The organism is Streptomyces sp. CNP082, assembly GCF_059570535.1.
Genome location: NZ_JCANSZ010000004.1, coordinates 116,313 through 142,316 on the forward strand (window position 1 = coordinate 116,313; position 26,004 = coordinate 142,316).

Annotated in this window: 18 protein-coding genes and 2 pseudogenes; 15 read left to right on the forward strand and 5 right to left on the reverse strand. The window is 74.2% G+C overall.

The features are described 5' to 3' along the window. Positions 1–158 precede the first annotated feature (158 nt). The 8 genes and pseudogenes from B124_RS04885 to B124_RS04920 all read left to right on the forward strand — a co-directional run. Positions 159–1,055 (forward strand): annotated as a pseudogene (locus B124_RS04885) (TIGR03084 family metal-binding protein); the annotation flags it as partial. 146 nt (positions 1,056–1,201) lie between these two features. After that, the gene (locus B124_RS04890) at positions 1,202–2,887 is read left to right on the forward strand and encodes an acyclic terpene utilization AtuA family protein (protein WP_496501386.1); all 1,686 of its coding nucleotides are present in this window, start codon (positions 1,202–1,204) and stop codon (positions 2,885–2,887) included. After that, positions 2,884–4,491: an acyl-CoA carboxylase subunit beta gene (locus tag B124_RS04895; protein WP_496501387.1), complete on the forward strand. Its 1,608-nt coding sequence runs from the start codon at positions 2,884–2,886 to the stop codon at positions 4,489–4,491. Before B124_RS04890 ends, B124_RS04895 begins: the two co-directional genes overlap by 4 nt. 47 nt (positions 4,492–4,538) lie before the next feature. Next, positions 4,539–6,881 carry an ATP-binding protein gene (locus B124_RS04900; RefSeq protein WP_496501388.1) on the forward strand — a complete coding sequence of 781 codons (2,343 nt, stop codon included), beginning with the start codon at positions 4,539–4,541 and terminating at the stop codon, positions 6,879–6,881. Further along, a complete protein-coding gene (locus B124_RS04905; protein ID WP_496501389.1) occupies positions 6,878–8,056 on the forward strand; it encodes an acyl-CoA dehydrogenase family protein in 1,179 nt (392 codons plus the stop codon). The genes B124_RS04900 and B124_RS04905 overlap by 4 nt, the downstream gene beginning before the upstream one ends. A gap of 34 nt (positions 8,057–8,090) precedes the next feature. Then, positions 8,091–8,957 (forward strand): enoyl-CoA hydratase family protein, encoded by an 867-nt coding sequence (locus B124_RS04910; protein ID WP_496501390.1) that lies wholly within the window; start codon positions 8,091–8,093, stop codon positions 8,955–8,957. 71 nt (positions 8,958–9,028) lie between these two features. After that, positions 9,029–9,217, forward strand: a pseudogene (locus B124_RS04915) (TetR/AcrR family transcriptional regulator); the annotation flags it as partial. 48 nt (positions 9,218–9,265) lie between these two features. Continuing rightward, on the forward strand, positions 9,266–9,850 hold the full coding sequence (locus B124_RS04920; protein ID WP_496501555.1) for a TetR/AcrR family transcriptional regulator: 585 nt from the start codon (positions 9,266–9,268) through the stop codon (positions 9,848–9,850). 417 nt (positions 9,851–10,267) lie between these two features. Here the strand turns inward: B124_RS04920 and B124_RS04925 are convergent, their stop codons facing one another. Continuing rightward, positions 10,268–11,374, reverse strand: coding sequence for a citrate synthase 2 (locus B124_RS04925; protein WP_496501391.1), 1,107 nt, complete (start codon positions 11,372–11,374; stop codon positions 10,268–10,270). 408 nt (positions 11,375–11,782) lie between these two features. On the opposite strand from B124_RS04925, the gene pdxH reads away from it, so the two are divergent. From pdxH to B124_RS04945, 4 genes are all read left to right on the forward strand, one after another. Continuing rightward, positions 11,783–12,418: a pyridoxamine 5'-phosphate oxidase gene (pdxH, locus tag B124_RS04930; protein WP_496501556.1), complete on the forward strand. Its 636-nt coding sequence runs from the start codon at positions 11,783–11,785 to the stop codon at positions 12,416–12,418. 555 nt (positions 12,419–12,973) lie between these two features. Further along, positions 12,974–14,506, forward strand: a complete 1,533-nt coding sequence (locus B124_RS04935) for a PAS domain-containing protein (protein ID WP_496501392.1) — start codon at positions 12,974–12,976, stop codon at positions 14,504–14,506. A gap of 170 nt (positions 14,507–14,676) precedes the next feature. Next, positions 14,677–15,363, forward strand: a complete 687-nt coding sequence (locus B124_RS04940) for an iron-dependent transcriptional repressor DtxR (protein WP_496501393.1) — start codon at positions 14,677–14,679, stop codon at positions 15,361–15,363. A gap of 440 nt (positions 15,364–15,803) precedes the next feature. Further along, positions 15,804–16,727, forward strand: a complete 924-nt coding sequence (locus tag B124_RS04945) for an alpha/beta fold hydrolase (RefSeq protein WP_496501394.1) — start codon at positions 15,804–15,806, stop codon at positions 16,725–16,727. 128 nt (positions 16,728–16,855) lie between these two features. Here the strand turns inward: B124_RS04945 and B124_RS04950 are convergent, their stop codons facing one another. Beyond that, on the reverse strand, positions 16,856–17,500 hold the full coding sequence (locus B124_RS04950; RefSeq protein WP_496501395.1) for a hypothetical protein: 645 nt from the start codon (positions 17,498–17,500) through the stop codon (positions 16,856–16,858). Positions 17,501–17,709: 209 nt separating this feature from the next. On the opposite strand from B124_RS04950, the gene B124_RS04955 reads away from it, so the two are divergent. The 3 genes from B124_RS04955 to B124_RS04965 all read left to right on the forward strand — a co-directional run bounded on the left by B124_RS04955 (position 17,710) and on the right by B124_RS04965 (position 23,505). Next, a complete protein-coding gene (locus B124_RS04955; protein ID WP_496501396.1) occupies positions 17,710–22,626 on the forward strand; it encodes an FtsK/SpoIIIE domain-containing protein in 4,917 nt (1,638 codons plus the stop codon). Positions 22,627–22,766: 140 nt separating this feature from the next. After that, positions 22,767–23,069 (forward strand): WXG100 family type VII secretion target, encoded by a 303-nt coding sequence (locus B124_RS04960; RefSeq protein WP_027770582.1) that lies wholly within the window; start codon positions 22,767–22,769, stop codon positions 23,067–23,069. Between the two features lie 100 nt (positions 23,070–23,169). Beyond that, entirely contained in the window at positions 23,170–23,505 is a 336-nt protein-coding gene (locus B124_RS04965; protein ID WP_496501397.1) for a hypothetical protein, read from the forward strand. Between the two features lie 25 nt (positions 23,506–23,530). Here the strand turns inward: B124_RS04965 and B124_RS04970 are convergent, their stop codons facing one another. From B124_RS04970 to B124_RS04980, 3 genes are read right to left on the reverse strand one after another with little or no spacing between them, the layout of a single operon-like run. Then, entirely contained in the window at positions 23,531–24,271 is a 741-nt protein-coding gene (locus tag B124_RS04970) for a hypothetical protein (RefSeq protein ID WP_496501398.1), read from the reverse strand. Further along, complete coding sequence (locus B124_RS04975; protein ID WP_496501399.1) at positions 24,268–25,626, reverse strand: putative T7SS-secreted protein; 1,359 nt, start codon at positions 25,624–25,626, stop codon at positions 24,268–24,270. The genes B124_RS04970 and B124_RS04975 overlap by 4 nt, the downstream gene beginning before the upstream one ends. After that, positions 25,623–25,919 carry a hypothetical protein gene (locus B124_RS04980; RefSeq protein WP_496501400.1) on the reverse strand — a complete coding sequence of 99 codons (297 nt, stop codon included), beginning with the start codon at positions 25,917–25,919 and terminating at the stop codon, positions 25,623–25,625. The genes B124_RS04975 and B124_RS04980 overlap by 4 nt, the downstream gene beginning before the upstream one ends. Positions 25,920–26,004 lie beyond the last annotated feature (85 nt).

A 26,004-nucleotide genomic window follows, 5' to 3' on the forward strand; every position in this document is an offset into this window, starting at 1 on the left:
TCCCCGCAGCTCCGTGGGTGGCATGCTGCCGCCCTTCAAACGATACGCGCAGCCGGTTGGTCACGGGGAGTAGCCGATAGAATGATCCGGCAAGCATGCTTGCTTGTTTTCCGGCCCGCTGCCACCCTACTGCGCAGTAGTCACGAGGGGAGCGCGCCATGGCGAGCCCGGAGATCACCGCCCTGCTCGACGACCTCCGCGACGAGAGCGCCGCGTTGGACCGCCTCGTCGCCGGGCTGCCGCCCGATCGGTGGGCGCTCGATACGCCCGCCGCCGGCTGGACCGTCGTGCACCAGATCGCCCACCTCGCGTGGACCGACCGCGCCGCGCTCGCCGCCGCCGTCGACCCCGAGGAGTTCCGGCGGATGCTGGCGCACGCCCAGGAGGCGCCGTACGACTTCGTCGACCACGGCGCCGCGGAGGGTGCCGCGCAGCCGCCCGGCGTGCTGCTCGAACGGTGGCGGCAGGGGCGCGACGAGCTGCGGCGCGTGCTGCTGGCGCAGCCGGCGGGGGTGCGGATGCCGTGGTTCGGGCCGGCGATGAGCGTCGGGGGCGTCGCCTCGGGGCGGTTGATGGAGACCTGGGCGCACGGGCAGGACGTCGCCGACGCGCTCGGCGTACGGCGTGCGCCCACCGCCCGGCTGCGGCACGTGGTCCGTATCGGCGTACGGACGCGGGACTTCGCGTACGCCGTGAACGGGCTGACGCCGCCCGCCGCCGAGTTCCGCGTCGAGCTGACCGCGCCGGGCGGTGGGGACGATGGGGACGGCGGGGACGGGGAGGTGTGGGCGTACGGGCCCGAGGACGCCGCCGAGCGGGTCACCGGGCCCGCGCTCGACTTCTGTCTGCTGGCCACCCAGCGCGTCCACCGCGCCGACACCGCGCTCGTCGCCGAGGGCGCGGAGGCGGAGCGCTGGCTCGGCATCGCCCAGGCGTTCGCCGGCCCGCCGGGCGGCGGGCGGCCACGGGCGGAGAGCGGCGCGGGTGGAAGCGGCGCGGCGCCCGTCGGCGACCACGCCCCGGGCCGTACGAGCGCGGCGCCCGCCGGCGACCCCGCCCCGGGCCGTACGGACGCCGAAGGCCCCGTCGGCGACCCCCCGGCTGCCGCCCGGGGCCGTAGGGACGTCGAAGGCCCCGTCGGCGACAGCCCGCCCACCGCCCCCGGCCCTACCGGCGCCCCCACCGCCCCGGAGGTCCGCCCGTGACCCTCCGTATCGGCAACGCCTCCGGCTTCTACGGCGACCGCTTCGCCGCCGTCCGCGAGATGCTCACCGGCGGCGGACTCGACGTGCTCACCGGCGACTACCTCGCCGAGCTGACCATGCTCATCCTCGCCCGCGACCGCCTCAAGGACCCCGCCACCGGCTACGCCAAGACCTTCCTCCGCCAGCTCGAAGACGGCCTCGGCCTCGCCCGCGACCGCGGCGTCACCCTCGTCGTCAACGCCGGCGGCCTCAACCCCGCGGGCCTCGCCGCCGCCGTCCGCGAGCTGGCCGGGCGCGTCGGCGTCCCCGCCCGCGTCGCCCACGTGGAGGGCGACGACCTCACCGCCGGCGGGCAGTGGCCCGGCGCGCTCACCGCCCACGCCTACCTCGGCGGCGCCGGCATCGCCGCCTGCCTGCGCGCCGGCGCCGACGTCGTCGTCACCGGCCGCGTCACCGACGCCGCGCTCGTCACCGGCGCCGCCCAGGCGCACTACGGCTGGGGCGGCAAAGACCCGGACGACCTCCACGCCCTCGCCGGCGCCGTCGTCGCCGGCCACGTGCTGGAGTGCGGCCCCCAGGCCACCGGCGGCAACTACTCCTTCTTCACCGAACACGACGTCCGCCGCCCCGGCTTCCCCCTCGCCGAGATCGAGCCCGACGGCAGCGCCGTCATCACCAAGCACCCCGGCACCGGCGGCGCCGTCACCGTCGAGACCGTCGCCGCCCAGCTCCTCTACGAGACCGCCGGCCCCCGCTACGCCGGCCCCGACGTCACCACCCGCCTCGACTCCGTACGCCTCGAACCCGAAGGACCCGACCGCGTCCGGGTCACGGGCGTACGCGGCGAGCCCCCGCCCCCCGACCTCAAAGTCGGCCTCTCCCGCCTCGGCGGCTTCCGCAACGAGGTCGTCTTCGTCCTCACCGGCCTCGACATCGACGCCAAAGCCGCACTCCTGCGCGCCCAGATGGCCCCGGTCCTCGACGGCGTCGCCGACGTCCGCTGGACCCTCGCCCGCACCGACCGCCCCGACGCCGACGTGCAGGAGGAGGCGTCCGCCCTGCTCCGCCTCGTCGTCCGGGACCCCGACGAGGCCGCCGTCGGCCGCGCCGTCAGCGGCGCCGCCGTCGAACTGGCCGTCGCCAGCATCCCCGGCTTCCACGTCACCGCCCCGCCCGGCAAGGCGCAGCCGTACGGCGTCTTCGAGGCCGCGTACGTCCCGGCCGCCGACGTCCCCCACACCGCCGTGCTGCCCGACGGCACCCGCGTCCCCGTCGCCCCGCCGCCGCGCACCCGGGCGCTGGAGCCCGTACCGGAACCGCCGCTGCCGCCGCCCCCGCCACCCGGACCGACCCGCCGCGCGCCGCTCGGCACGGTGCTCGGCGCGCGCAGCGGCGACAAGGGCGGCAGCGCCAACGTCGGCGTCTGGGCCAGGACCGGCGCCGCCTGGCCCTGGCTGGCCCACACCCTCACCGTCGACCGCCTGCGCGAACTCCTCCCGGAGACCGCCGCCTTCCCGGTCGTACGGCACGTGCTGCCGAACCTCCGCGCGCTCAACTTCACCGTGGCCGGCCTCCTCGGCGAAGGCGTCGCCTCCCGGGCCCGCTTCGACCCGCAGGCCAAGGCGCTCGGCGAGTGGCTGCGCGCCCGGTACGCCGACATACCCGAGGAGCTGCTGCTGTGACCGTGCTGGCCTCGTCGCTGGAGACCGCGGCCCCCGACTACGCCGCGAACCGCGCCGCGATGCTCGACAAGCTCGCCGCGCTCGACGCCGAGCACGCCAAGGCCGTGGCGGGCGGCGGCGAGAAGTACACCGCCCGGCACCGCGCCCGCGGCAAGCTGCTCGTACGCGAACGCATTGAGCTGCTCCTGGACCCCGACACCCCGTTCCTGGAGCTGAGCCCGCTGGCCGGTTGGGGCTCCGATTCCCCCGCGTACACAGTGGGCGCCTCGCTGGTCACCGGCATCGGCGTGGTCTCCGGCGTCGAGTGCCTGATCACGGCCAACGACCCGACCGTACGCGGCGGCGCGTCCAACCCGTGGACGCTGAAGAAGGCGTTCCGCGCGCACGAGATCAGCCTCGCCAACCGGCTGCCGTCGATCCACCTCGTGGAGTCCGGCGGCGCCGACCTGCCGTCGCAGAAGGAGATCTTCATCCCGGGCGGGGCGCTGTTCAAGTTCCTCACCCGCTCGTCCGCCGCCGGCATCCCCACGGTCGCCGTCGTCTTCGGCAACTCCACGGCGGGCGGCGCGTACGTGCCGGGCATGAGCGACCACGTGATCATGGTCAAGGAGCGCGCGAAGGTGTTCCTCGGCGGCCCGCCGCTGGTGAAGATGGCCACCGGCGAGGAGAGCGACGACGAGTCGCTGGGCGGCGCCGACATGCACGCGCGCACCTCAGGACTCGCCGACTACTTCGCCGTCGACGAGCCGGACGCCCTGCACACCGCCCGCCGCGTCGTCGCCCGCCTCGACTGGCGCAAGGCGCACCCCGACCCGCCGCCGGCCGCCCCGCCCGCGTACCCGGAGGACGAGCTGCTGGGCATCGTGCCGGGCGACCTGAAGGTGCCGTTCGACCCGCGGGAGGTGATCGCGCGGGTGGTGGACGGCTCGGACTTCGACGAGTTCAAGCCGCTGTACGGGACGAGCCTGGCGACCGGCTGGGCCCGGCTGCACGGCTATCCCGTCGGGATCCTCGCCAACGCGCGCGGCGTGCTGTTCAGCGAGGAGTCGCAGAAGGCCGCGCAGTTCATCCAGCTCGCCAACCAGCGCGACATCCCGCTGGTCTTCCTCCACAACACCACCGGCTACATGGTCGGCAAGGACTACGAGCAGGGCGGCATCGTCAAGCACGGCGCCCAGATGATCAACGCCGTCTCCAACTCCCGCGTCCCGCACCTGTCGGTGCTGATGGGCGCCAGCTACGGCGCCGGCCACTACGGCATGTGCGGGCGCGCGTACGACCCGCGGTTCCTCTTCGCCTGGCCCAGCGCCAAGTCGGCGGTCATGGGGCCGCAGCAGCTCGCGGGCGTGCTGTCGATCGTCGCGCGGGCGTCGGCGGAGGCGAAGGGCATGCCGTACGACGAGGAGGGCGACGCGGCGCTGCGGGCGATGGTGGAGCAGCAGATCGAGGCGGAGTCGCTGCCGGTGTTCCTGTCGGGGCGGCTGTACGACGACGGGGTCATCGACCCGCGGGACACGCGGACGGTGCTGGGGATCTGCCTGTCGGCGATCCACACGGCGCCGTACGCGGGGGTGCACGACGGGTACGGGGTGTTCCGGCTGTGAGTGCTGTGAGTGCTGTGAGTGCTGTGACGACGGAGGAGACAACTCCCGTGATCCGCACCCTTCTTGTCGCCAACCGCGGCGAGATCGCCTGCCGCGTCTTCCGCACCTGCCGCGACCTGGGCATCACGCCCGTAGCCGTGCACTCCGACGCCGACGCGGGCGCGCTGCACGTACGCACCGCGCTGGCCGCCGGCGGCGCGGCGGTCCGGCTGCCGGGGAACGCGGCGGCGGAGACGTACCTGCGGGCCGACCTGCTGGTCGCGGCGGCGGTGTCGGCAGGCGCGGACGCGGTCCACCCCGGCTACGGGTTCCTCTCCGAGAGCGCGGAGTTCGCGCGCGCGGTGACCGCGGCGGGGCTGACGTGGGTCGGGCCGCCGCCGGAGGCGATCGAGGCGATGGCGTCCAAGACGCGGGCGAAGGAGCTGATGGGCCTCGCGCCCTTCGACCCTGCGAAGGCGGTGGAGGACGACCTGCCGCTGCTGGTCAAGGCGGCGGCGGGCGGCGGCGGGCGCGGCATGCGCGTCGTACGCGAACTCGCGTCGCTGGACGCCGCGCTGGCGTCGGCGTCGGCGGAGGCCGCGGCGGCGTTCGGGGACGGCGAGGTGTTCGTCGAGCCGTACGTCGAGGGCGGCCGGCACGTGGAGGTGCAGGTGCTCGCGGACACGCACGGGGGTGTGTGGGCGCTGGGCACGCGCGACTGCTCGCTGCAACGGCGGCACCAGAAGGTGATCGAGGAGGCCCCGGCACCGGGACTGCCTCCGGGCGTCGCCGGGGAGCTGGAGGAGACGGCGGTACGGGCGGCGCGGTCGATCGGGTACGTGGGCGCGGGGACGGTGGAGTTCCTGCTGGCGCCGGACGGGCGGGCGCAGTTCCTGGAGATGAACACGCGGCTCCAGGTGGAGCACCCGGTAACGGAGGCGGTGTACGGAGTCGACCTGGTCGCCCTGCAGTTGCGGGTGGCGGAGGGCGGCTCGTTGCCGCGGGAGGCGCCACAGCCGCGGGGCCACGCGGTGGAGGCGCGCCTCTACGCGGAGGACCCGAGGGACTTCACCCCCCAGACGGGGGTCCTGCACCGCCTGAGCCTGACGGCGGCGGAGGGCGCGCGGTTCGGGACCGCCGGGTACGGCTATGCGCCTGACGCCGCGGGGGGGTTGGGGGACAGCTCCGGCGGGGTCCGGGGCGCAGGCCCGGTTTCGGGAAGGGGAGGGATCGGGGAACCCCCCACCCTCCGCCTCGACACCGGCTACGCCGCCGGCGACACCGTCACCCCGTACTACGACGCCCTGCTGGCCAAGGTGATCGTCCACGCCCCGACCCGCGCCGAAGCGATCCGCCGCCTCGCGGCGGCACTGCGGCAGGCCCGGATCCACGGCCCGGTGACGAACCGGGACCTGCTGGTGGGCTCGCTGGAGCACGAGGAGTTCGTACGGGCCGGGATGACGACGTCGTTCTACGACCGCCACCTGGCAGCGCTGACCCGCCCCCCGGTTGGAGCGGCGGACGGGGCCGGCGCCGGCGCGACGGGCGAGGCTGACGCCCGCCCGGAGGGCGGTGTCGCCGAGGCGGCCGACGCGCCGGACGGCGCGGCCGGTCATGCGCCGGACACGGCTACCGGCGCAGCCGGTGCCGTGGCCGCGGCAGGCGAGGCCGTCGCCGTCGCGGCGCCTGCCGAGACCACCCCGCCCACCCCCCTCCAACTCGCCGCCCTCGCCGCCGCCCTCGCCGACGCCGCCGCGCGGCAGCACGCCGGTGGCGCGGTGCTGCCCGCGCGGTTCGGGGCGTGGCGCAACGTGCCGTCGCAGCCGCAGGTGAAGGCGTACCGGGCCGAACCCGGCGGCGCCGAGGTCGAGGTCCGCTACCGCCTCACCCGCGACGGCGTACGCGCCGGGAACCTGCCCGGCGTGCGCGTGCTCGCCGCCGCGCCCGGGGCCGTGATGCTCGAAGTCGCCGGTGTCGCCCGCGCCTTCGACGTCGCCGGGTACGCCGCCGGACCGGGCGCTCCGGGCCGGGCCGCCCCGGCTGCGTACGTCGACACCCCCCACGGTTCGTACGCCCTGAGGCCCCTGCCCCGCTTCCCCGACCCCCGCGCCGACACCGCGCCCGGGTCACTCCTCGCCCCGATGCCCGGCACCGTCGTCCGGCTCGCCGACGGCGTCGCCCCGGGCCGCACCGTGCGCCAGGGCCAGCCGCTTCTCTGGCTGGAGGCGATGAAGATGGAGCACAAGGTCTCCGCTCCCGCGACCGGCGTGCTCACCGCCCTGCACGCCGCCCCCGGCCGCCAGGTCGACGTGGGCGCCCTTCTCGCCGTAGTCGAACCAGGCGAACCAGCCGACCAGGCCGAACAAGCCGACGACGCCCCGCCCCGCGACCAGGAAGGCCCACAGCCATGACGAGCGCCATCCTCGAACCCCAGGAGCACCGCGACCTCCGCGCCGCCGTCGCCGCCCTCGGCGCCCGCTACGGCCGCGACTACTTCACCTCCGTCGTCCGCGACGGCCGGCACACCGACGAGCTGTGGGCCGACGCCGCCAAGGCCGGCTACCTCGGCGTCAACCTCCCCGAGGCGTACGGCGGCGGAGGCGGCGGCATCACGGAGCTGGCGATCGTGCTGGAGGAACTCGGCGCCGCCGGCTGCCCGCTGCTCATGCTCGTCGTGTCGCCAGCCATCTGCGGCACCGTCATCGCCCGCTTCGGCACCGAGGAGCAGAAGCGGCAGTGGCTCCCCGGACTCGCCGACGGCACCCGCAAGATGGCCTTCGGCATCACCGAGCCCGAAGCCGGCTCCAACTCCCACCGCATCACCACCACCGCCCGCCGCGACGGCACCGACTGGGTGCTGTCCGGCCGCAAGGTGTTCATCTCCGGCGTCGACATCGCCGACGCCACGCTGATCGTCGGCCGCACCGAGGACGCCCGTACCGGCAGGCTCAAGCCGTGCCTGTTCATCGTCCCGCGCGACGCGGAGGGTTTTCAGCGCTCGCAGATCCCCATGGAACTGCACGCCCCGGAGAAGCAGTTCGAGCTGGTCCTCGACGACGTGCGGCTGCCCGCGGACGCCCTCGTCGGCGACGAGGACGCCGGTCTCCTCCAGCTCTTCGCCGGCCTGAACCCCGAGCGCATCATGACCGCCGCGTTCGCGCTCGGCCTGGGGCGGCAGGCGGTGGGGCAGGCCGTCGAGTACGCCCGTACGCGCCAGGTGTGGAAGGGCGGCGCCATCGGCGTGCACCAGGCCATCGCGCATCCGCTCGCGCAGGCGCACATCGAGCTGGAGCTTGCCCGGCTGATGACGCAGAAGGCCGCCGCGCTGTACGACGCGGGGGGTGCCGCCGACCTGGCAGCAGCCGCGGGCGAGGCGGCGAACATGGCGAAGTACGCGGCGGCCGAGGCGGCGGCGAAGGCCGTCGACCAGGCCGTGCACACGCTCGGCGGCAACGGGCTCAGCACGGAGTACGGTCTTGCCCAGATGCTCACCGCGTCCCGCGTGGCCAGGATCGCCCCGGTCAGCCGGGAGATGATCCTCAACTACGTGTCGCACCAGACGCTGGGCCTGCCCAAGTCGTACTGAGAACGCATACGTACCGAAGGAGCACCTCCACGCCATGACCGACGCACCCGCCGGCCCGGCCGCCGCCGACGCGCCCCTCGTCCGGAGCGCGCGCGACGACCGCGGCGCCGTCCTCACCCTCACCCTCGACTCGCCCCACAACCGCAACGCCCTGTCCACCCGGCTCATGGCCGAACTGCACGACGGCCTCGCCGCCGCGGCGGCGGACGACGACGTACGGGCCGTGCTGCTCACCCACACCGGCAACACCTTCTGCGCGGGGGCCGACCTCGGCGAAGCCTCAAGGGCGGGCGCGGAGCCGGCCGCCGGCGCGGGCGCTGGCGGTACGGGCGCTGCCGCCGGTGGCGCTGCCGGTGCGGGCGGGCCCACCGCCGGGCCGCTGGCGCTGGCGCGGCTGCTGCGCGCGGTCGTGGAGTGCCCGAAGCCCGTCGTCGCCCGGGTCACCGGGCACGTACGGGCCGGGGGCCTGGGGGTCCTCGGCGCCTGCGACATCGCGGCGGCGGGCACGGGTGCGACGTTCGCGTTCACCGAGGCGCGGCTCGGGCTCGCGCCGGCGGTGATCTCGATGCCGCTGCTCCCGCGCCTCGACGCCCGCGCGGCGGCCCGCTACTACCTCACCGGCGAGCGCTTCGGGCCGGAGGAGGCGGCCCGTATCGGGCTGGTCACGCTGGCGGGCGACGACGTGGACGCGCTGCTCACGCCGGTGCTCGACGGGCTGCGGGCGGCGTCGCCGCAGGGACTTGCCGCGTCGAAGCGGCTGGTCACGGGCGAGGTGCTGCGCGCGTTCGACCGCGACACGGAGCCGTTCGCGGTGCTGTCGGCGTCCCTGTTCGCGTCCCCCGAGGCCAGGGAGGGCATGGCGGCGTTCCTGGAGCGCCGGGAGCCGAAGTGGTTCCGCTGACGGACCCGCAACCCCGGCAGCCACGGGGCCGGGGCCCGCAGCAGGACCGCAGCCGGGCGACGCGGCAGCGGCTGCTGGAGGCGGCGGTCGCGTGCCTGGCGGAACTGGGCTGGGGCGGGAGCACGGTCAGCGTGGTCGCGGAGCGCGCGGGCGTCTCCCGGGGCGCGGCGCAGCACCACTTCCCGACCCGGGAGGACCTGTTCACGGCGGCGGTGGAACACGTGGCGGCGGAACGCTCGGCGGCCCTGCGGGCCCTGCCGCCGCGGGCCCCGGCACCGCTGCCCGCGGCACGGCTGCCCGCGGCCCCGCTGGCCGCGGGGGCGGCGGAGGCCGTACGGGGCGACGCGCCCGCCGCCGCGGACGCCGGCGGGCAGGCCGCCGCCGGCAACGCCGCGAGGCGGGACGACTCTGCGGCGGAGCCCTCCGCCGCCGCAGGTGGGCGGGACACCGGCGCCGGGAACGCCGCGAGTCGGGCCGGCGCCGCGGCGGACGCGGCTCCTGACGCCATCACCGCGATAGCGCCCCCCGCCGCCGCGGACAGGGCCCTCGACGCCGCCACCGCCGCCGTCGTCCGCGGCGTCGTCGACCTCTACACCGGCCCCCTCTTCCGCGCCGCGCTCCAACTCTGGGTCGCCGCCGCCAACGAGGAGCAACTCCGTCCCCGCGTCGCCGCGCTGGAGGCCCGCGTCGGCCGCGAGGCGCATCACATGACGGTGGCGCTGCTCGGTGCCGACGAGTCGGTGCCGGGCGTACGGGAGACGGTGCAGGGCTTCCTCGACATGGCCCGGGGGCTGGGCCTCGCGACCCTGCTCACGGACGACAGCGCCCGCCGCGACCGCGTCGTGGCCCAGTGGTCACACCTGCTGACGACGGCACTGGCCCACCCCCGCTGAGCCCCGACCCGGGAGGGGCACCCGGGCCCGTACCACCGGAAACCGCTCGCACCGCCCCCCTTCCCGACACCGCCCGACGGCCACCCCTCACACGCACGCCCCCCACGCACCCGCCCAAGGGTAGGCCGCCCCACTGACACCGAGCCCGCACCGGCACGCAAGCCACCGCCGCCCCCGGCCACCGGTACCCAAGCCACCCCCGCCCCCAGCCACCGGAACGCAATCCACCGCCGGCCCCCGGGCCACCGGCACGCAAGCCACCGCCCCCGGGGCCCCCGGGCCACCGGCACCCCGAGCCCTGGCCAGCCCCGCCCCGGCCAACCCCGAGCCCTGGCCAGCCCCGCCCCCGCCAACCCCGCCGCCAACCCCGCCGCCGGGACCCGCCGCCGGGACCCGCGCCCGCCGCCCCGCAGGGGCTCAGGCCGTGCCGTCCGACTCCGCGTAGCCCTCGATCTCCTGCGGCGACCGCGACCCCGGTCCCACGTACCGCGCCGACGGCCGCACCAGCCGTCCCGTCCGCTTCTGCTCCAGGATGTGCGCCGACCACCCCGCCGTACGCGCGCACGTGAACATCGACGTGAACATGTGCGCCGGCACCTCCGCGAAGTCCAGCACGATCGCCGCCCAGAACTCGACGTTCGTCTCCAGCACCCGGTCCGGACGCCGCGCCCGCAGCTCCGCCAGCGCCGCCTTCTCCAGCGCCGCCGCGACCTCGTACCGCGGCGCGCCGAGCTGCTTCGCCGTCCGCCGCAGCACCCGCGCCCGCGGGTCCTCCGCGCGGTAGACGCGGTGGCCGAAGCCCATCAGCCGCTCGCCGCCGTCCAGCGCCCGCCGCACGTACCCCTCGGCGTCGCCCGTGCGCTCGATCTCCTCGATCATCCCGAGCACCCGGGACGGTGCGCCGCCGTGCAGCGGCCCGGACATCGCGCCCACCGCGCCGGACAGCGCCGCCGCCACGTCGGCGCCGGTGGAGGCGATGACGCGGGCGGTGAAGGTGGAGGCGTTCATGCCGTGTTCCGCGGCGGAGGTCCAGTAGGCGTCCACGGCGGCGACGTGCTTGGGGTCGGGCTCGCCGCGCCAGCGGATCATGAACCGCTCGACGACCGTACGGGCCTTGTCGATCTCCCGCTGCGGCACCATCGGCAGCCCCTGCCCGCGGGCGGACTGCGCGACGTACGACAGCGCCATGACGGCCGCCCGCGCCAGGTCGTCGCGGGCGCGCTGCTCGTCGATGTCGAGCAGCGGGCGCAGCCCCCAGACGGGTGCGAGCATCGCCATCGCGGACTGCACGTCGACCCGGATGTCACCGGAGTGCACGGGGATGGGGAAGGGCTCGGCGGGCGGCAGTCCGGGTTTGAACGCGCCGTCGACCAGAAGACCCCAGACGTTGCCGAACGAGACGTGACCCACCAGGTCCTCGATGTCCACCCCGCGGTAGCGGAGCGCGCCGCCCTCCTTGTCGGGTTCGGCGATCTCGGTCTCGAAGGCGACGACTCCCTCGAGCCCGGGTACGAAGTCGGACATCAGGCGGCTCCCTACTGTGTTGCGTGCGCTGCGTCAGGGTGTGCAGCTAGCGGACGGGGTCGGCCCCGGGGCGTGGAGTGAGGCAGGGGTGTACGTGCTGGCCAGGCTCCGCGGCGCCATTGCTCGCGGTCCGGGGCGTCCATTCCGGCTCACCATAGCCGGGGGTGTGGACTTCCCACAGTGGGCAGGCGGCCGATCTGTCGGGTTGCCCACATGCGGGCGGGCGTGAGATCGGGCACACTCCGCGGCTCCCGGTCCGCCGCGGCGCGCACGGAGGGTTACGGGCTGCGTTCGAGCAGGCAAACTCCCGCCCCCGGAAGGCCGCTCATACTGCAAGATGTGTGGGTGCGACACGTTGACGTTGACACCGAACGCTCCCTCGATGAACGCTCCCTCGACCCCGCTGCCATGCGCGCGCACTACCGCGCCGCGGGCCTGCTGGAGGACTCCCTCGCCGCCGATCCCTTCGAGCAGTTCGGCCGCTGGTTCAGGCAGGCCGCGGAGAGCGGACTGCACGAGCCCAACGCGATGGTCGTCTCCACCGCCGACGCCGAAGGCCGCCCCAGCTCCCGCACCGTGCTGCTCAAGCAGGTGGACGAGCGGGGGTTCGTCTTCTACACCAACTACGGTTCGCGCAAGGGCCGCGAGCTGGCCGCCAACCCGCACGTGTCGCTGCTCTTCCCCTGGCACCCCATCGCCCGCCAGGTGATCGTGGCGGGGGCGGCGGAGCGTACGGGGCGCGACGAGACGGTGGCGTACTTCCGCACCCGGCCGCACGGCTCGCAGTTGGGCGCCTGGGCGAGCGAGCAGTCCTCGGCGGTGGCGTCGCGGGCGGAGCTGGACCGGATGTACGAGGAGCTGGCGGACCGCTATCCGGAGGGCGAGCAGGTGCCGGCGCCGCCGGAGTGGGGCGGCTTCCGGGTCAGGCCGCGGACGGTGGAGTTCTGGCAGGGCCGGGAGAACCGCCTCCACGACCGTCTCCGGTACGTACGCACCGAGGGCGCGGCCGGCGGCGGCTGGACGGTGGAGCGCCTCTGCCCGTAGCCGTACGGGACGCACACCCCCCGCGGGGAACCTCCGCGGGGCCTGACGGGCAAAAGGGCGACCCGCGGCCCATTCCCCTGGAGGGGAGCCGGTCGGACGTACCGGCGGACCGCGGGTCGGGTGAACTGCTTGGGATAAGGGCCGGCTGGGCGCGTCCTGGGCGCCCCGGTCCGGCATTGCGCTTAAGCGCGACGGCGGACCACTAGCCCGCAGCCACCTCACGCGTCCGGTACTTCATCATCTGCCGAACCACCTCCCTTCTCGTGTGCCTCACACAGTAGGCACGCCTCTGTGGTCCCTCAAGTGATTTCCCGGCGGCCCCCGCGCTGCCGGTCCCCGGCCCGGCCGCCCTCCGCCGCCCGCAGGGAACGCGCTGGTCCGAGGGGGATCCCGGGGGCACGGCCCCCGGGATCCCGCCCGGCGCCTGCTTCCGGCGGAGTCCCTTGGCGTGCAACGATTTCGTCGGAATGGGGTGTGTGCTGCGTCACGTTCGAGTTGAATGATCCGGGTGCACCACACCACGCACACGACGCCGCGGCGAGCAGGGGGTGCCTGATGAGCGCGACCCGGCGTACCAACCGGGACCGCAGGAACGCCTCCGGCGGACAGGCCGCGGACGCTCCGGACACAGGGGACGACGCCGCCGGGTCCCCGCCCGCGGCGGCGGACACGGCGCCCGGTGAGGCGCCGCCGGCAGGCCGCCGCGCCGCGGCCCCCGATCTGCTGGTGGCGCTCCTCGACGGCATGGACGCCGCCCTGTGCGCCTTCGACGCCGACGGCGTCGTCACCCACTGGAACCGCGAGGCCGAGCGGCTGCTCGGCTGGAGTGCCGCGGAGGCCGTCGGCCGCCACGGGCTGGCCGGCTGGGCCGCCCGCGCGGACGACGCCGCCGAGGTGGAGGCGCGGCTGATGGGGGCGATGGACGTGCCGGGCCGGCAGGTGCAGGAGTTCGCGCTGCTGCGCAAGGACGGCGGCCGGGTGCTCGTACGCACCCAGACCTCCGCCGTCCGCCCGGGCGGTGGCGAGACCGGCGGCGTCGCCGTCGGCGTCTACTGCGCGTTCAGCGAGGTCCACGCGCAGATGGACCTGGAGCGGTCCATCGCCTTCAGCGAGGCGCTGTGCGAGGACGCCGCCTGGGGGGTGCTCCTCGTGGACGCCGACCTGCGGCCGGCGCTGGCCAACGGCCAGGCGGCGCGCGTGCTGCGCACCCGGCGCTCGGGGCTGCTCGGGCGCCCCTTCGGCGAACTGCTGGAGCAGGGCGCGGAGGAGGTCGAGAGCGCGCTGCAGCACGTGCTGGCGCAGGGCTCCACCGCGGTCCCCGCCGACGTGTGGGTCACAGTGCGCGGGGAGAGCGGCGGTGATCCGGCGGTACGGCGGCGGTGCCTGCGCGGCGCGTTCGTCCGGCTCGCCTCGCCGCTCGCCGAGCACCCGGTGCCGCTCGGTGTCGGCTGGCTCTTCCAGGACGTCACCGAGGCCAAGCTCGCCGAGGACGCGGCGTCCGTGCTGCGCTTCCGCGACCACCAGTTGCACCGCGCCTCGCGCGCGGCGGCCGAGTGCGAGGACCCGATGGAGGCGGCGACGGTCTACCTGGACTTCGCGCTCGCCGGCTTCGCCGACCACGCGCTGGTCGACCTGGCCACCGCGCCCGCGGACCCCGGCGCCGTGCCCGGCCCCGGCGCCCCGCGCGGCGCGGGTGCGCCGCCGGGCGCGGTGCAGCTCACCCGGGCCGCGGCCACCCCCGTGGAGGGGCCGGGCCCGTGCCTGCCGGCCGGACCGCACGGCTTCCCCGTCCGCTACCCCGCGGGGCACCCCGCGCTGCAGGCGGTGGAGCGCGGCGGCACGGTGCGCGCGGGCTGCGGCGGCGTGGACCCGGAGGTCGCGGAGGGCTGGTCGGTGGCGCGGAAGTGGCCGCCGGGCACGATGCACGCGCTGTGCACGGTGCTGCGCAGCCGCGGCCGGACGCTGGGGGTGGTGACGTTCCTGCGCGGCGGCGGCCGGCGCGGCTTCACGCGGCAGGACGCGGCGTACGCGGAGGACGTGGCGGTACGGGTCGCGGCCTCGCTGGACCTGGCGGAGCTGCTGGGTTAGGACCCGCCCGGCGGAACCCCGGTGGCCGGGGACCGGGCCGGGGCTCAGATCGCGTTTTTCCCGCAGATCGGCGGCGAAAGTCAGGCGAAAGGAACGCGGCAGGTCCGGTTGTCACCGGGATGAGTCAGAATTGGTGCCAGGGCCACCGCACGAGAAATCTAGGGGCACGCATGTCCGGACTGATCGACACGACGGAGATGTATCTCCGCACCATCCTCGAACTGGAAGAGGAGGGCGTCGTCCCCATGCGCGCGAGAATCGCGGAGCGGCTCGACCAGAGCGGCCCCACGGTGAGCCAGACCGTCGCCCGCATGGAGCGGGACGGCCTGGTGCGCGTGGCCGGGGACAGGCATCTGGAGCTGACACCGGAGGGCCGCATGCTCGCGACCCGGGTGATGCGCAAGCACCGCCTGGCGGAGTGCCTGCTGGTCGACGTGATCGGCCTGGAGTGGGAGCACGTGCACGCGGAGGCGTGCCGCTGGGAGCACGTGATGAGCGAGGCCGTGGAGCGCCGTGTGCTGACGCTCCTCAAGCACCCGACGGAGTCGCCGTACGGGAACCCGATCCCCGGGCTCGAGGAGCTGGGCGAGAAGGCCGAGGTGGACCCGTTCCTGGACGAGGGGATGGTGAGCCTGGGCGCGCTGGGGCCGGACACCGGGACGGTGATCATCCGCCGGATCGGCGAGCCGATCCAGAAGGACGCCCAGCTCATGTACGCGCTGCGGCGGGCCGGTGTGCAGCCGGGCGCGGTGGTGAGCGTGACGGACTCGGCGGGCGGGGTGCTCGTCGGCAGCGGTGGTGAGGCTGCCGAGCTGGACGCCGAGGTCGCCTCGCACGTCTTCGTGGCCAAGCGCTAGACCCGTTCGGGCCACGCTGGTGGCGGGTTTGCGCCGATACCGCGGTTGGCGTTAAGCGGACTGCGGGATTCCTGTCCGAACGGCAGCGCACCGGGGCCGGTCGTGCCACGCTGTCGCTGACGTCATCAGGGAGGGGTGGGTCATGCCGCTGACATATCCGGACCTGTGCGCCCGCGGGTATGACGAGGGCCCCGGCTCCTGGCTCGCCGGGGCCCTGTCTCCCCCGTATCGACCCGGAGCCCCGAGCTCCCAGGGTCGTTTCCCACGGACCCGATGTCCCCGATGCGGGTCCGCCTCCCGCCCTCTGTCTCCCCGCGACGACCGCGGCCAATCCCCGGCCGCGGTCACTCGAACGAGGGGTGTTGGGCCTCGTGCCTCGGTGTTCGAATAGGCATTCGATAACGTGAGCTTCGCCGAACGGATTGGGGGTGTCGGTACAGATGGTTCGTCGTATCAACGTGACGGGGGCGGGCGGGCTGCGCCTCGCCGCCTGGGAGTACGGAGATCCGCCCAAGCGCGGCGGTGACGGCAGCACGGCGCGTCAGCGGTCCGCCGCAGGACCGGCCGCGACCCCGCGGGACACCGGGCCGCAGGATCGCCCCGGCGTGCTGTTATTGCACGGCCTGATGGGCCGTGCGTCCCACTGGGCGCCCACGGCCCGCTGGCTCTCCGCCCGCTTCCGCGCCATCGCGCTCGACCAGCGCGGGCACGGGCGCAGTGACAAACCGGGGGACGGCCCGTTCGACCGCGAGGCGTACGTCGCGGACGCCGAGGCCGCCATCGAACAACTGGACCTCGCGCCCGTGATCCTCGTGGGTCACTCGATGGGGGCGCTGACCGCCTGGCAACTGGCCGCCCGCCGCCCCGACCTGGTGCGCGGGGTGGTGATCTGCGACATGCGGGCCTCCGCGCTGGGCGCGGCCACGCAGCGCGAGTGGGAGGAGTGGTTCCGCTCCTGGCCGGTCCCGTTCGCCACCCTCGCCGACGTCCGCAGGTGGTTCGGCGAGGACGACCCCGTCCTGGAGCGCCCGCGCCCGGCCCGCGGCGAGTTCTACGCCGAGGTGATGGCCGAGCGCGCGGACGGCTGGCGCCCGGTGTTCTCCCGCCGGCAGATGCTGCGGGCCCGCGAGACGTGGGTGCACGACGCGCACTGGGAGGAGCTGGCCCACGTGCAGTGCCCGGCCCTGGTGATCCGCGGCATCGACGGCGAGCTGGGGCGGGCGGAGGCCCAGGAGATGGTCCGGGTCCTGCCCCGCGGTGTGTACGCCGAACTGGAGGCCGGCCATCTGCTGCACCTGGAGGACACCGAGGCGTTCCAACGGGCCGTGGAGCCGTTCCTGAAGGACGTGCTCACGCCGAAGTGACGGGGGAGCGGGACGCGTTGCGGCCGTACGGGACGGACGTCCGTACGGCCCGGCGCGTCCCGTACCCGGCGGGGTCCGGCCCGGTGCGTACCGCCTGGCGCATGCGGCCCGGCGCGTACCGCCCGGTGTTACTCGCCGACGAACCGGAAGGTCGACGTGATCGCGTCGAACACGTCGAAGAACGAGTCCGCCAGATCCAGCACCTGACTGCTCCCCGCCACCAGCGCCACCTTGCCCTCCTGGCCGGGGACGGGGATGAAGGTCTGCATCAGCACGGCGCGGATCGTGCGGTCGTCGCCGGGGATCTTGATGTCCTCCACGCCCTGCGTGCGGGCCGCCGTGCCGATGCCCTCGATGTCGACCGTCGAGACCTTCCGCCAGGCGTCGCCCTCCTTCTTCGGCCGGATCTGCTTGATCTGGCCGACGATCAGCGCCGGGTCGGTCGGCAGCAGCTCGCCGCTCTCGGTGCGGGCGCCGATGAGGGAGACGGTGATCGAGCCGGTCACCGGCACCTCGCCGCCGAAGCTCTCCGCCATGCAGCCGCAGTACAGGGCGCCGGAGGCCCAGGCGTCCTTGGCGGCCTTGCGCAGGAACGCCTCCAGCACGCCGCGCTGCTCGGCCAGTTCGGGGTTGCGGCGGACCCGGTCGTTGACCATCTGCCGGATGCCGTCGTCCCGGGACTCGGGCCGGACGTCGAACTCCCACCACGACTCCGGCACCCGGATCCGGAACCCCCCGCGCTCGATCGTGAGCGCCTCCATCCAGCGGCTCATGCTGCCCCCTCGTCACACGTGCCGCACGGTCGGTCGGCTCCGGCGCCCCATGGCCGGGCCGCGGCGGCGTAGTTATCCACAATCCCGGATACGCGCTGTTCCCGCGAAGCCCGGGGCGGATATCGTTTCGTCAACCCTAGTGTCCGAGCTGAACGATTTCCGCGGGGGGAAAGCCGGGGAACAGCCGGGGACGTCCGAGGAGGATCAGCGTGCGACTCACCCTGACCGTCGTCGATCCGCTCGGGGGCGACCGCGCCGACGTCGTCCTCGACGCCGAGGCCGAGTCGTCCGTCGGCGACGTCGCCCGCGTCCTGGCCGGCCAGCTCAACTCGGCGCCGCCGCCCGCAGCCGCGGCGCCGCAGGCCGTGCCCCAGGCGGTCCACGCGCACGCCCAGGCGGCTCCGGCGCAGGCGCCCGCGGGCTGGGCCACGGCCCCGCCGCCGGCCGCCCCGCCCGGAGCGCCTCCGGCGGCCGTCCGCTTCGGCGCGCCCGGCGCGCCCGGCGCGCCCGGTGCCCCGGCGCAGCAGCCCGGCGCGGCTGCGCCCCCGCCCGTCTTCGTCGACGGCTTCGCCGTCGACCCCGCCCTGCCCGTTGCCCAGTCGCCCCTGCGCGAGGGCACGGTCGTCAGCCTCTACGACCCGGTGGGCTGCCCGCCCCGCGAGGTCACGGGCCTGGTCGAGCTGCGCATCGTCGGCGGCCCCATGGCCGGCGTGGTGCACCGCCTGGGCCTCGGCCGCGTCGACATCGGCAGCGGCAATGCGACGCACATCCGGGTCGCCGACCCGGAGTTGCCCGAGCAGGCCTTCAGCCTCACCGTCTCCGCCGACGGCACGTGCAAGGTCCACGTCCACGGCGACCAGGAGAAGGCCACCCTCGACGGCACGACGTTCGCGGAACTGGCCAAGCCCAAGGAGAAGTCGGACGACGACGACAGCCGCCGGGCCCGCAGGCGCCGCCGCCGCGAGGCCAAGCGCGAGGCCCGCCGCCGGCGGCGCGCCGGCGAGGCCGCGGCCCCGCCGCTGCCGCAGGAGCAGCCGCAGAGCAAGGACGCCTGGCCCTACGGGGCCCAGGTCGCCATCGGCAACTCGCTGTTCGAGCTGGTGCGTTACGGCCCGCCGGACGCCGCCGTCGCCGTCTCGGAGGACGGCGCCGGGCTGGACTACAACCGCCCCCCGCGCCTGCTGCCGCCCGACCGCGAGACCCGCTTCAAGCTGCCCTCGCCGCCGAAGGAGGGCCAAGCCCGGCCGCTGCCGTGGCTGATGGCGCTGATGCCCGCCGTCATGGGCGTGACGATGTGCTTGGTCATGGGCCGCTGGTATTACCTGCTGATGGCGTTCATGAGCCCGATCATCATGATCGGCAACTACTTCATGGACAAGAAGCACGGCCGCAAGTCCCATGTGAAGGCCGTCGCCGAGTACAAGGAGCACAAGGCCCGGATCGAGAAGGACGCCCGCGACGCCCTCGTCGCCGAGCGCAACGAGCGCCGCCTGGGCGGCCCGGACCCCGCCCTGCTGCTGTCGACCGCCACCGGCCCGCGCACCCGGCTGTGGGAGCGCCGCCGTACCGACGCCGACCATCTGCTGCTCCGCTTCGGCACCGCCGAGCTGGACTCCGAGGTCCTGCTGGAGGACCCCGAGCAGGACGAGCACCGCCGCCAGGTGCTGTGGAAGATCCAGGACGCGCCCGTCACCGTGCCGCTGCGGCAGACCGGCGTCCTCGGCATCGCCGGCGCGGGCGACACCCCGCGTGCCCTGGGCCGCTGGGCCGTCGCGCAGGCCGCCGTGCTGCACAGCCCGCTGGACGTCCAGTTCTACGTGCTGACCGAGCCCGGCGGGCAGCCCGGCTGGGACTGGATGCGCTGGCTGCCGCACGCCCGCCCGCCCGGGGAGTACGACACCAACGCGCTGCTCGGCACCGACACCGAGACCGTCGCCGCCCGGATTGCCGAGCTGACCCAGCTGCTCGACGCGCGCCAGAAGGCCGCCAAGGACCAGCGGGCCAGCGGGCCGACGTCCTTCAAGGACCCCGACATCGTCGTCGTCTTCGACGGCTCGCGCCGGCTGCGCTCGCTGCCCGGCGTGGTGCGGCTGCTGCGCGAAGGCCCGGCGGTGTCGATCTTCGCCATCTGCCTCGACTCCGAGGACCGCTTCCTGCCCGGCGAGTGCCAGGCGATCGTCGTCGCCGAGCCCAAGCTCGAGGAGCACGACCCGCGGGCGGCCGTCGGGCACGGCGGCATCCCCATGCAGCAGGTGGCCGGGGCCGGCGGTCCCGGCGGCCCCGGGGGCTTCCCGCCGTTCCGCGTCGGCGCCTGGGGCACCGGCCCCTCGCAGGACGCCGCGCAGCGCGCCGCCGCGGCCGACGGCACGGGGCCGATCCGGCTGCGCGTCGAGCAGGCCGGCGCCGAGCGGCGCCGCGGGGTGCGCCCGGACTTCGTCTCGCCCGCGTGGTGCGCGCTGGTGGCGCGCGGTCTGTCGCCGGTGCGCGACATCAGCGGCGAGGCCGAGGACGCGGCCATCCCGTCGTCCAGCCGGCTGCTCGACGTCGTGGAGCTGGAGCCGCCGACCGGGGACGCCATCGCCGCCCGCTGGCAGATCGGCGGGCAGTCGACGACCGCGGTCATCGGCGAGTCGTACGACGGCCCGTTCGCCATCGACATCCGCAAGGACGGCCCGCACGGTCTCATCGCCGGCACCACCGGCTCCGGCAAGTCCGAGCTGCTGCAGACGATCGTCGCGGCGCTCGCGGTGTCCAACACCCCGGAGAACATGACCTTCGTCCTCATCGACTACAAGGGCGGGTCCGCGTTCAAGGACTGCGTCAAGCTGCCGCACACCGTCGGCATGGTCACCGACCTCGACAACCACCTCGTCACCCGCGCCCTGGAGTCGCTCCGCGCCGAGCTGCACCGTCGCGAGCACATCCTCGCCGACGCCGAGGCCAAGGACATCGAGGACTTCCAGGACCTGCTGCGCCGCGAGCCCGGGAGGTACGCGCCGCTGCCCCGGCTGCTGCTCGTCATCGACGAGTTCGCCGCCATGGTCCGCGAACTGCCCGACTTCGTCACGGGCCTGGTCGACATCGCCGCCCGAGGCCGTTCGCTGGGCATCCACCTGATGCTCGCCACCCAGCGCCCCAGCGGCGTGGTCTCCCCGGAGATCCGCGCGAACACCAACCTGCGCATCGCGCTGCGCGTCACCGACGGCGGCGAGTCCGCGGACGTCATCGACGCCCCGGACGCCGGGTTCATCGCCAAGTCCATGCCGGGCCGCGCGTACGTGCGCCTGGGGCATGCCTCCCTCGTCCCCTTCCAGTCCGGCCGCGTCGGCGGTCGCCGCCCCGGCGCCGCCGACCCCGCGACCGCCCAGCCCTGGGTCGGCCGCCTCGGCTGGGCCGAGCTGGGGCGCAGCGCCCTGAAGCGGCCCAAGGGCGCGCAGCAGGAGGAGGACGAGATCACCGACCTGAAGGTGCTCGTCGACGCGGTCAACGAGGCCAACGAGCGCCTGGGCATCCCCGAGCAGCACAGCCCGTGGCTGCCCGCGCTGCCCGACAGCATCGAGCTCGACGCGCTGCCCGCGCCGCAGGGCGCAGGACCGCTGCCCCCGGCGCCGTACGGGATCGAGGACCTGCCCGCGCAGCAGGCCCGGCGCACCGTCGCCATCGACTTCGCCGACTTCGGGCACCTCATCGTCGGCGGCGCCCCGCGCAGCGGGCGTTCGCAGATGCTCCGGACGATCGCGGCGTCCCTGGCCCGTACGCACTCGGTCGCCGACCTGCACCTGTTCGGCATCGACTGCGGCAACGGCGCGCTCAACGCGCTGACCCGGCTGCCGCACTGCGGCGCCGTCGTCAGCCGCAACCAGACCGAGCGCGCGGTGCGCCTCATCGGCCGGCTCAAGCAGGAGCTGGGCCGCCGCCAGGAGCTGCTGGCCGCGGACGGCTTCGCCGACATCGCCGAGCAGCGGGCCGCGGCGTCGGACCCGGAGCAGAAGCTGCCGTACACCGTCGTGCTCCTCGACCGCTGGGAGGGCTGGCTGCCCACCCTCGGCGAGATCAACCACGGTGACCTCACCGACGAGATCTATGCGCTGCTCCGCGAGGGCGCGAGCGTCGGCATCCACATGATCATCACCGGTGACCGCAGCGTGCTCACCGGCCGGATCAGCACGTTGACGGAGGACAAGTTCGCCTTCCGGCTGCCGGACCGCTCCGACTTCTCGATGATCAGCCTCAACGCCCGCAACATCCCCGAGGACATCGAGCCCGGCCGGATGTTCCGCGCCGAAAGCGGCCTGGAGACCCAGATCGCGGTCCTGAGCGACGACCTGTCCGGCGCCGCCCAGGCCGCCGCCGTCGCCGCCATCGGCGAGGCGGCCACCGCGCGGGACACGGCGGTGCCGCGTTCGCTGCGCCCGTTCCGCGTCGACGTGCTGCCCAGCCGCCTCGGCTTCGAGGAGGCGTGGGAGATGCGCGACGTACAGGCGCAGGAGAACTCCAAGCTGTGGGCGCTGGTCGGCGTCGGTGGCGACGAGCTGATGGGCTTCGGCCCCGACCTGGCCGACGGCATCCCGGCGTTCATCATCGGCGGCCCGGCCAAGTCCGGCCGCAGCACGGTGCTGAAGTCGATGGCGCTGACCTACCTCCACCAGGGCGTGCGCCTGGTCATCGCCGCGCCGCGGCCCTCGCCGATGCGCGATCTGGCGGGCCGCGAGGGCGTGCTGCAGGTCTTCACCGACGACGACATCGACGAGGACGAGGTGCACGACCTGCTCAAGCAGGCGTCCCCGGATGAGCCGATCGCCGTGCTCGTGGACGACGCGGAGATGCTGACGAACTGCGACGCCGGCGACGAGTTCAAGGCCATCGCCCGCCGCGGCGCGGAGCGCGGCTGGGCGCTGGTGCTGGCGGGCGACGAGGAAGAGGTCGCCTCGGGCTTCTCCGGCTGGCAGGTGGAGGCCAAGAAGGCCCGCCGCGGCGTCGCCCTGTCCCCGCAGGACCCGTCGGCGGGCGACCTCATCGGCGTCCGGCTCAACCGCGGTTCCGTCGGTGACCAGGTGCAGCCGGGCAAGGGCCTGCTGCACCTGGGCGACGGCGAGCCGTTCGCGGTGACGACGCCGCTGGCGTGATCTGCCGTCCTGCCGACCGGACTTACCCTGCAACCGCGGGGGCTGAGGTTTGCGTCTACGGTGGCGAGATACGCACAATGCACGACTGACGTCTCGGGGAGGGCCCTCGCGACGATGAGAAATACGGGAGGGTAGCTGCCATGGGCAAGGCCGATGTCGATGTTACATATCAGGACATGCGGGATGCTGCCAAGCGACTCAAGGATGAGCGGCAGGACATCGACCGCAAGCTGGATGACCTTCGCAAGTACATCCAGAGCCTGGTGAGCGACGGCTACGTGACCGGTCGGTCCTCGAAGCAGTTCGACCAGTCCTTCGACGAGTTCACCACCGGTGCGAAAAAGACCATCGAGGGCCTTGAGGGAATGGGCGACTTCCTGAAGTCCGCCGCGGACGCCTTCGAGAACCTGGACTCCGAGCTGGAGAAGGGCCTCAAGGGCTGACCTCCGCGATTCGGTTCGGTTCGTTTCGCTTGGCCGGGGCGCCGTGGCATCGTATTCGGTGCGGCGGCGCCCCGCTCTGCAGTGACTGGGGGAGAAGCTCATGGGCAACGATGGCGACAGGCTGGCGATTCCGCTCAGTGAACTCGACGGCTTCGGTGGGCGGCTGCGCAGCATCAAGAACCGGATGAACCGCACGAAGGCCACCTTCGAGTCGTACCGCGACGACATCGGGGACGGCGGCGTGGTCGACAAGCTGGAGGACTTCGAGTCCGGCTGGAAAGACGGCCGCGGCGATATCGACGACCAGTTGACGAGCCTGGCGGAGATGTCCGACACCGTGGTGCGCGAGGCGCACAAGGTGGACGTCGACCTGGAGAAGGAACTCCAGAAGGGCACGAAGACGGAGGAGAGCCAGGTGGGAGGCGGCAACAAGTAGCCGCCTGGCCCCCGGCGCCCCGGGCCTACTCGCCGCCGGCGGTGCCGGCGGCGTCTGCCCCGGGCACGTCGAAGCCGAAGGTACGCCCGATGTGCGCGAGCCGCATGCAGTAGGAGTCCAGCAGGAAGACGGACGGCGTGGCGATCGTGACGTACGCGCAGTAGCCGCGCGGCGCAGGCACGATCAGTTGGAGCGACGCGAACGGGATCATCGGCGCCCCGCCCTCCGCCCCGCCATCCGCCCCGTCCCCGGGCAGGGTCAGCGACCGCAGCGACGCCGACATGACCCCGGGCCCGCCGGGCAGCTTCACCGCCAGCAGCATGTCCTGCTTGCCCTGCAGCCCCTTGCCCAACTCGTAGTCCAGCTCCACCGGTTCCTTCTCCCCGGCGAAGAACTTCTGCTCCTTGCCGCGGAAGATCCCCTCCGCGGCCATGAGCTGGTCGTCGTGGTCGCTGGGCCGGGCGGAGACGGCGAGCAGCCCCATGGAGAGCCGTTCCTCGCCCGCCACGTCCTCGGTCCCGATGCACATGGCGGTGAGGATGGTCGTCTCGCCCCCCTCGGCCAGCATGGGCAGAAACCGGCGCATCTGCAGCCCGGCAGAAGCCAGCTCCTCCTCGTTCGCGTCCGGCAGCAGCCGCCCCAGCGCCTCGTCCCAGCCCGCGAGCGTGTCGCTCTCGGGCAGGCGCACGAACTCGTCCGGTACCCGGTAGCTGAAGGCGTACGGGACCTTGCGGGCGCCTTCGGTCCGCCCGGCCGCCGCCGTCATGCCGCCGTGCCCAGCTGCGAGGGGCTGAGCCCGCGGGTGAAGCTGTCGCCCGCCGACGCCAGCATCGTGGGCGGGTCGACCTGGGGCGGCAGCGGACCGGGCGCGACCACGTCGGGCTCCGGCGGACGGTAGTCGGCCAGCGCCGCGATCGGCCCGACCACCGGGATGTCGGCGACGTTCCAGTCGCCGTCGGTCCAGCGCCCGGGGTTGATGTTGGAGCCGATGGCGAACCCCGCGCCGGCGATGGTGGCCGACCAGTCGACGAGGTTGCCCGTGGCCACGTTCATCCACCCCTGGCCCGACATGGCGAAGCCGCGCATCGAGTTGGCCACGCCGCTGGGAAGGCGGGCGAGGTTGCCCCAGTTGCCGGGGCCGACCCGGCCCAGCGTGGCGGCGAACCCCTGGGTGGCGCGCAGGTTCCGCCCGGCCTGGACCAGCGCCCGGCCGGACTGCGCGAGCCGCGACCCGGCGAGGCCGATGCCGCCGGCCAGCACCCCGGCCGCGTCCCAGGCCAGCGTCTGCCAGGTCATGCCCTCGGCGCCGCCGGCCAGCGCGATCGCGTGCGCCGCGAAGGCGCCCGCGCCGACCCACAGGCCGATCAGGGCCAGCCCCGCGATGCCGCCGAACGGCATGGCCAGCAGGCAGATGACGCCGATGACCATGGCGACGTCGGCGAGGATGTCGCCGATGAGCTTCCAGAAGTTCGGGTCGGTGATCGTGTCCCACGCGGCTTCGAGGAGGTTCCCGAGGTCGTCCAGGCGCTTCTCGAACCAGTTGGGCTCCGGCGGCGCGTCGTCCGCCGCATTCTTGATCTGCCGCGCGGCCGTCTCGGCGTCACCGTTGAACTCTTCGTTCAGCGTGCGCGCCCGGCCGCGTATCGCCTCCAGCTCGGCCGCGGCGGCGTCGTACGACGCGGTCTTGCCCTTCTTGTTCTCCTTGTGTTCTTCCTTCTCCTTGTCGGTCATCCCCTCGGTGTCGTCCGGCAGCCCGTCCAGGGCGCGCTGCGCCGAGCCGACCCGCCCCGCGGCGGCCTCGGCCTCCAGCTCCAGCTTGCGGGCGCGGCTCTGATACCCCGTCAGGCTCGTTTCCCACGACGACAGCGCACGGTGTGCGGCGTTCAGGGAGTTGAGGGCCTTGTCCAGGTACGGGGGGATCTCGGAGACGGAGTCGCTGAAGGCGTTGGCCGCCTTGCCGACCCATATCCCGTCCGTCTCTCCGATGCGGCTGAGCTGGGACTGCGCCGTCCCGCTCTGGCCGGTGACCGTGCCGATGGCGGTGACGAGGCGGCGTACGGTGTCGAGGTCGCCGGGCGCGGGGTCGAACCCCAGGTTCGGGAAGTCCTCCGGGCGCGTCACTTCTCCCCCGCCTTCTGCAGCTCGTCGTGGAGCTTCTTGTCCAGCTTCTCCAGCTCGTCCGCCGCCGTGACGACGAACTGGGAGACACCCTTGGTCAGTTTGGAGAGCTGGCCGAAGCCGTAGTTCCACGAGTCCGCGAAGTCGTCGCACGCCGACCGCAGCTCGCCGTGGCCGACCAGGCTCGCGTCGGTGTCGGCGATCTTCTTCGAGGACTCCTTCATGCGGTCCCCGCTGGATTCGAGCGTCCTGGCCATCGCCATGACGTCGTCGTGGAAGAACCTCAGAAATGACACGAATCCCCCGAATGCTGAAGCTGCCGTCCTGCGGAACGCCCCGCCACTGCATGATAGAGGCGGAATAGGGTGTGCACGGTTCCAC

What these genes read in the sequence shown, in the direction of transcription:
- B124_RS04905 (WP_496501389.1), top strand. Translation starts at nt 6,878, where the DNA reads ATGACGAGCGCCATCCTCGAACCCCAGGAGCACCGCGACCTCCGCGCC.
- B124_RS04910 (WP_496501390.1), top strand. Translation starts at nt 8,091, where the DNA reads ATGACCGACGCACCCGCCGGCCCGGCCGCCGCCGACGCGCCCCTCGTC.
- B124_RS04925 (WP_496501391.1), bottom strand. Translation starts at nt 11,374, where the DNA reads ATGTCCGACTTCGTACCCGGGCTCGAGGGAGTCGTCGCCTTCGAGACC.
- pdxH (WP_496501556.1), top strand. Translation starts at nt 11,783, where the DNA reads ATGCGCGCGCACTACCGCGCCGCGGGCCTGCTGGAGGACTCCCTCGCC.
- B124_RS04935 (WP_496501392.1), top strand. Translation starts at nt 12,974, where the DNA reads ATGAGCGCGACCCGGCGTACCAACCGGGACCGCAGGAACGCCTCCGGC.
- B124_RS04940 (WP_496501393.1), top strand. Translation starts at nt 14,677, where the DNA reads ATGTCCGGACTGATCGACACGACGGAGATGTATCTCCGCACCATCCTC.
- B124_RS04945 (WP_496501394.1), top strand. Translation starts at nt 15,804, where the DNA reads ATGGTTCGTCGTATCAACGTGACGGGGGCGGGCGGGCTGCGCCTCGCC.
- B124_RS04950 (WP_496501395.1), bottom strand. Translation starts at nt 17,500, where the DNA reads ATGAGCCGCTGGATGGAGGCGCTCACGATCGAGCGCGGGGGGTTCCGG.
- B124_RS04960 (WP_027770582.1), top strand. Translation starts at nt 22,767, where the DNA reads ATGGGCAAGGCCGATGTCGATGTTACATATCAGGACATGCGGGATGCT.
- B124_RS04965 (WP_496501397.1), top strand. Translation starts at nt 23,170, where the DNA reads ATGGGCAACGATGGCGACAGGCTGGCGATTCCGCTCAGTGAACTCGAC.
- B124_RS04970 (WP_496501398.1), bottom strand. Translation starts at nt 24,271, where the DNA reads ATGACGGCGGCGGCCGGGCGGACCGAAGGCGCCCGCAAGGTCCCGTAC.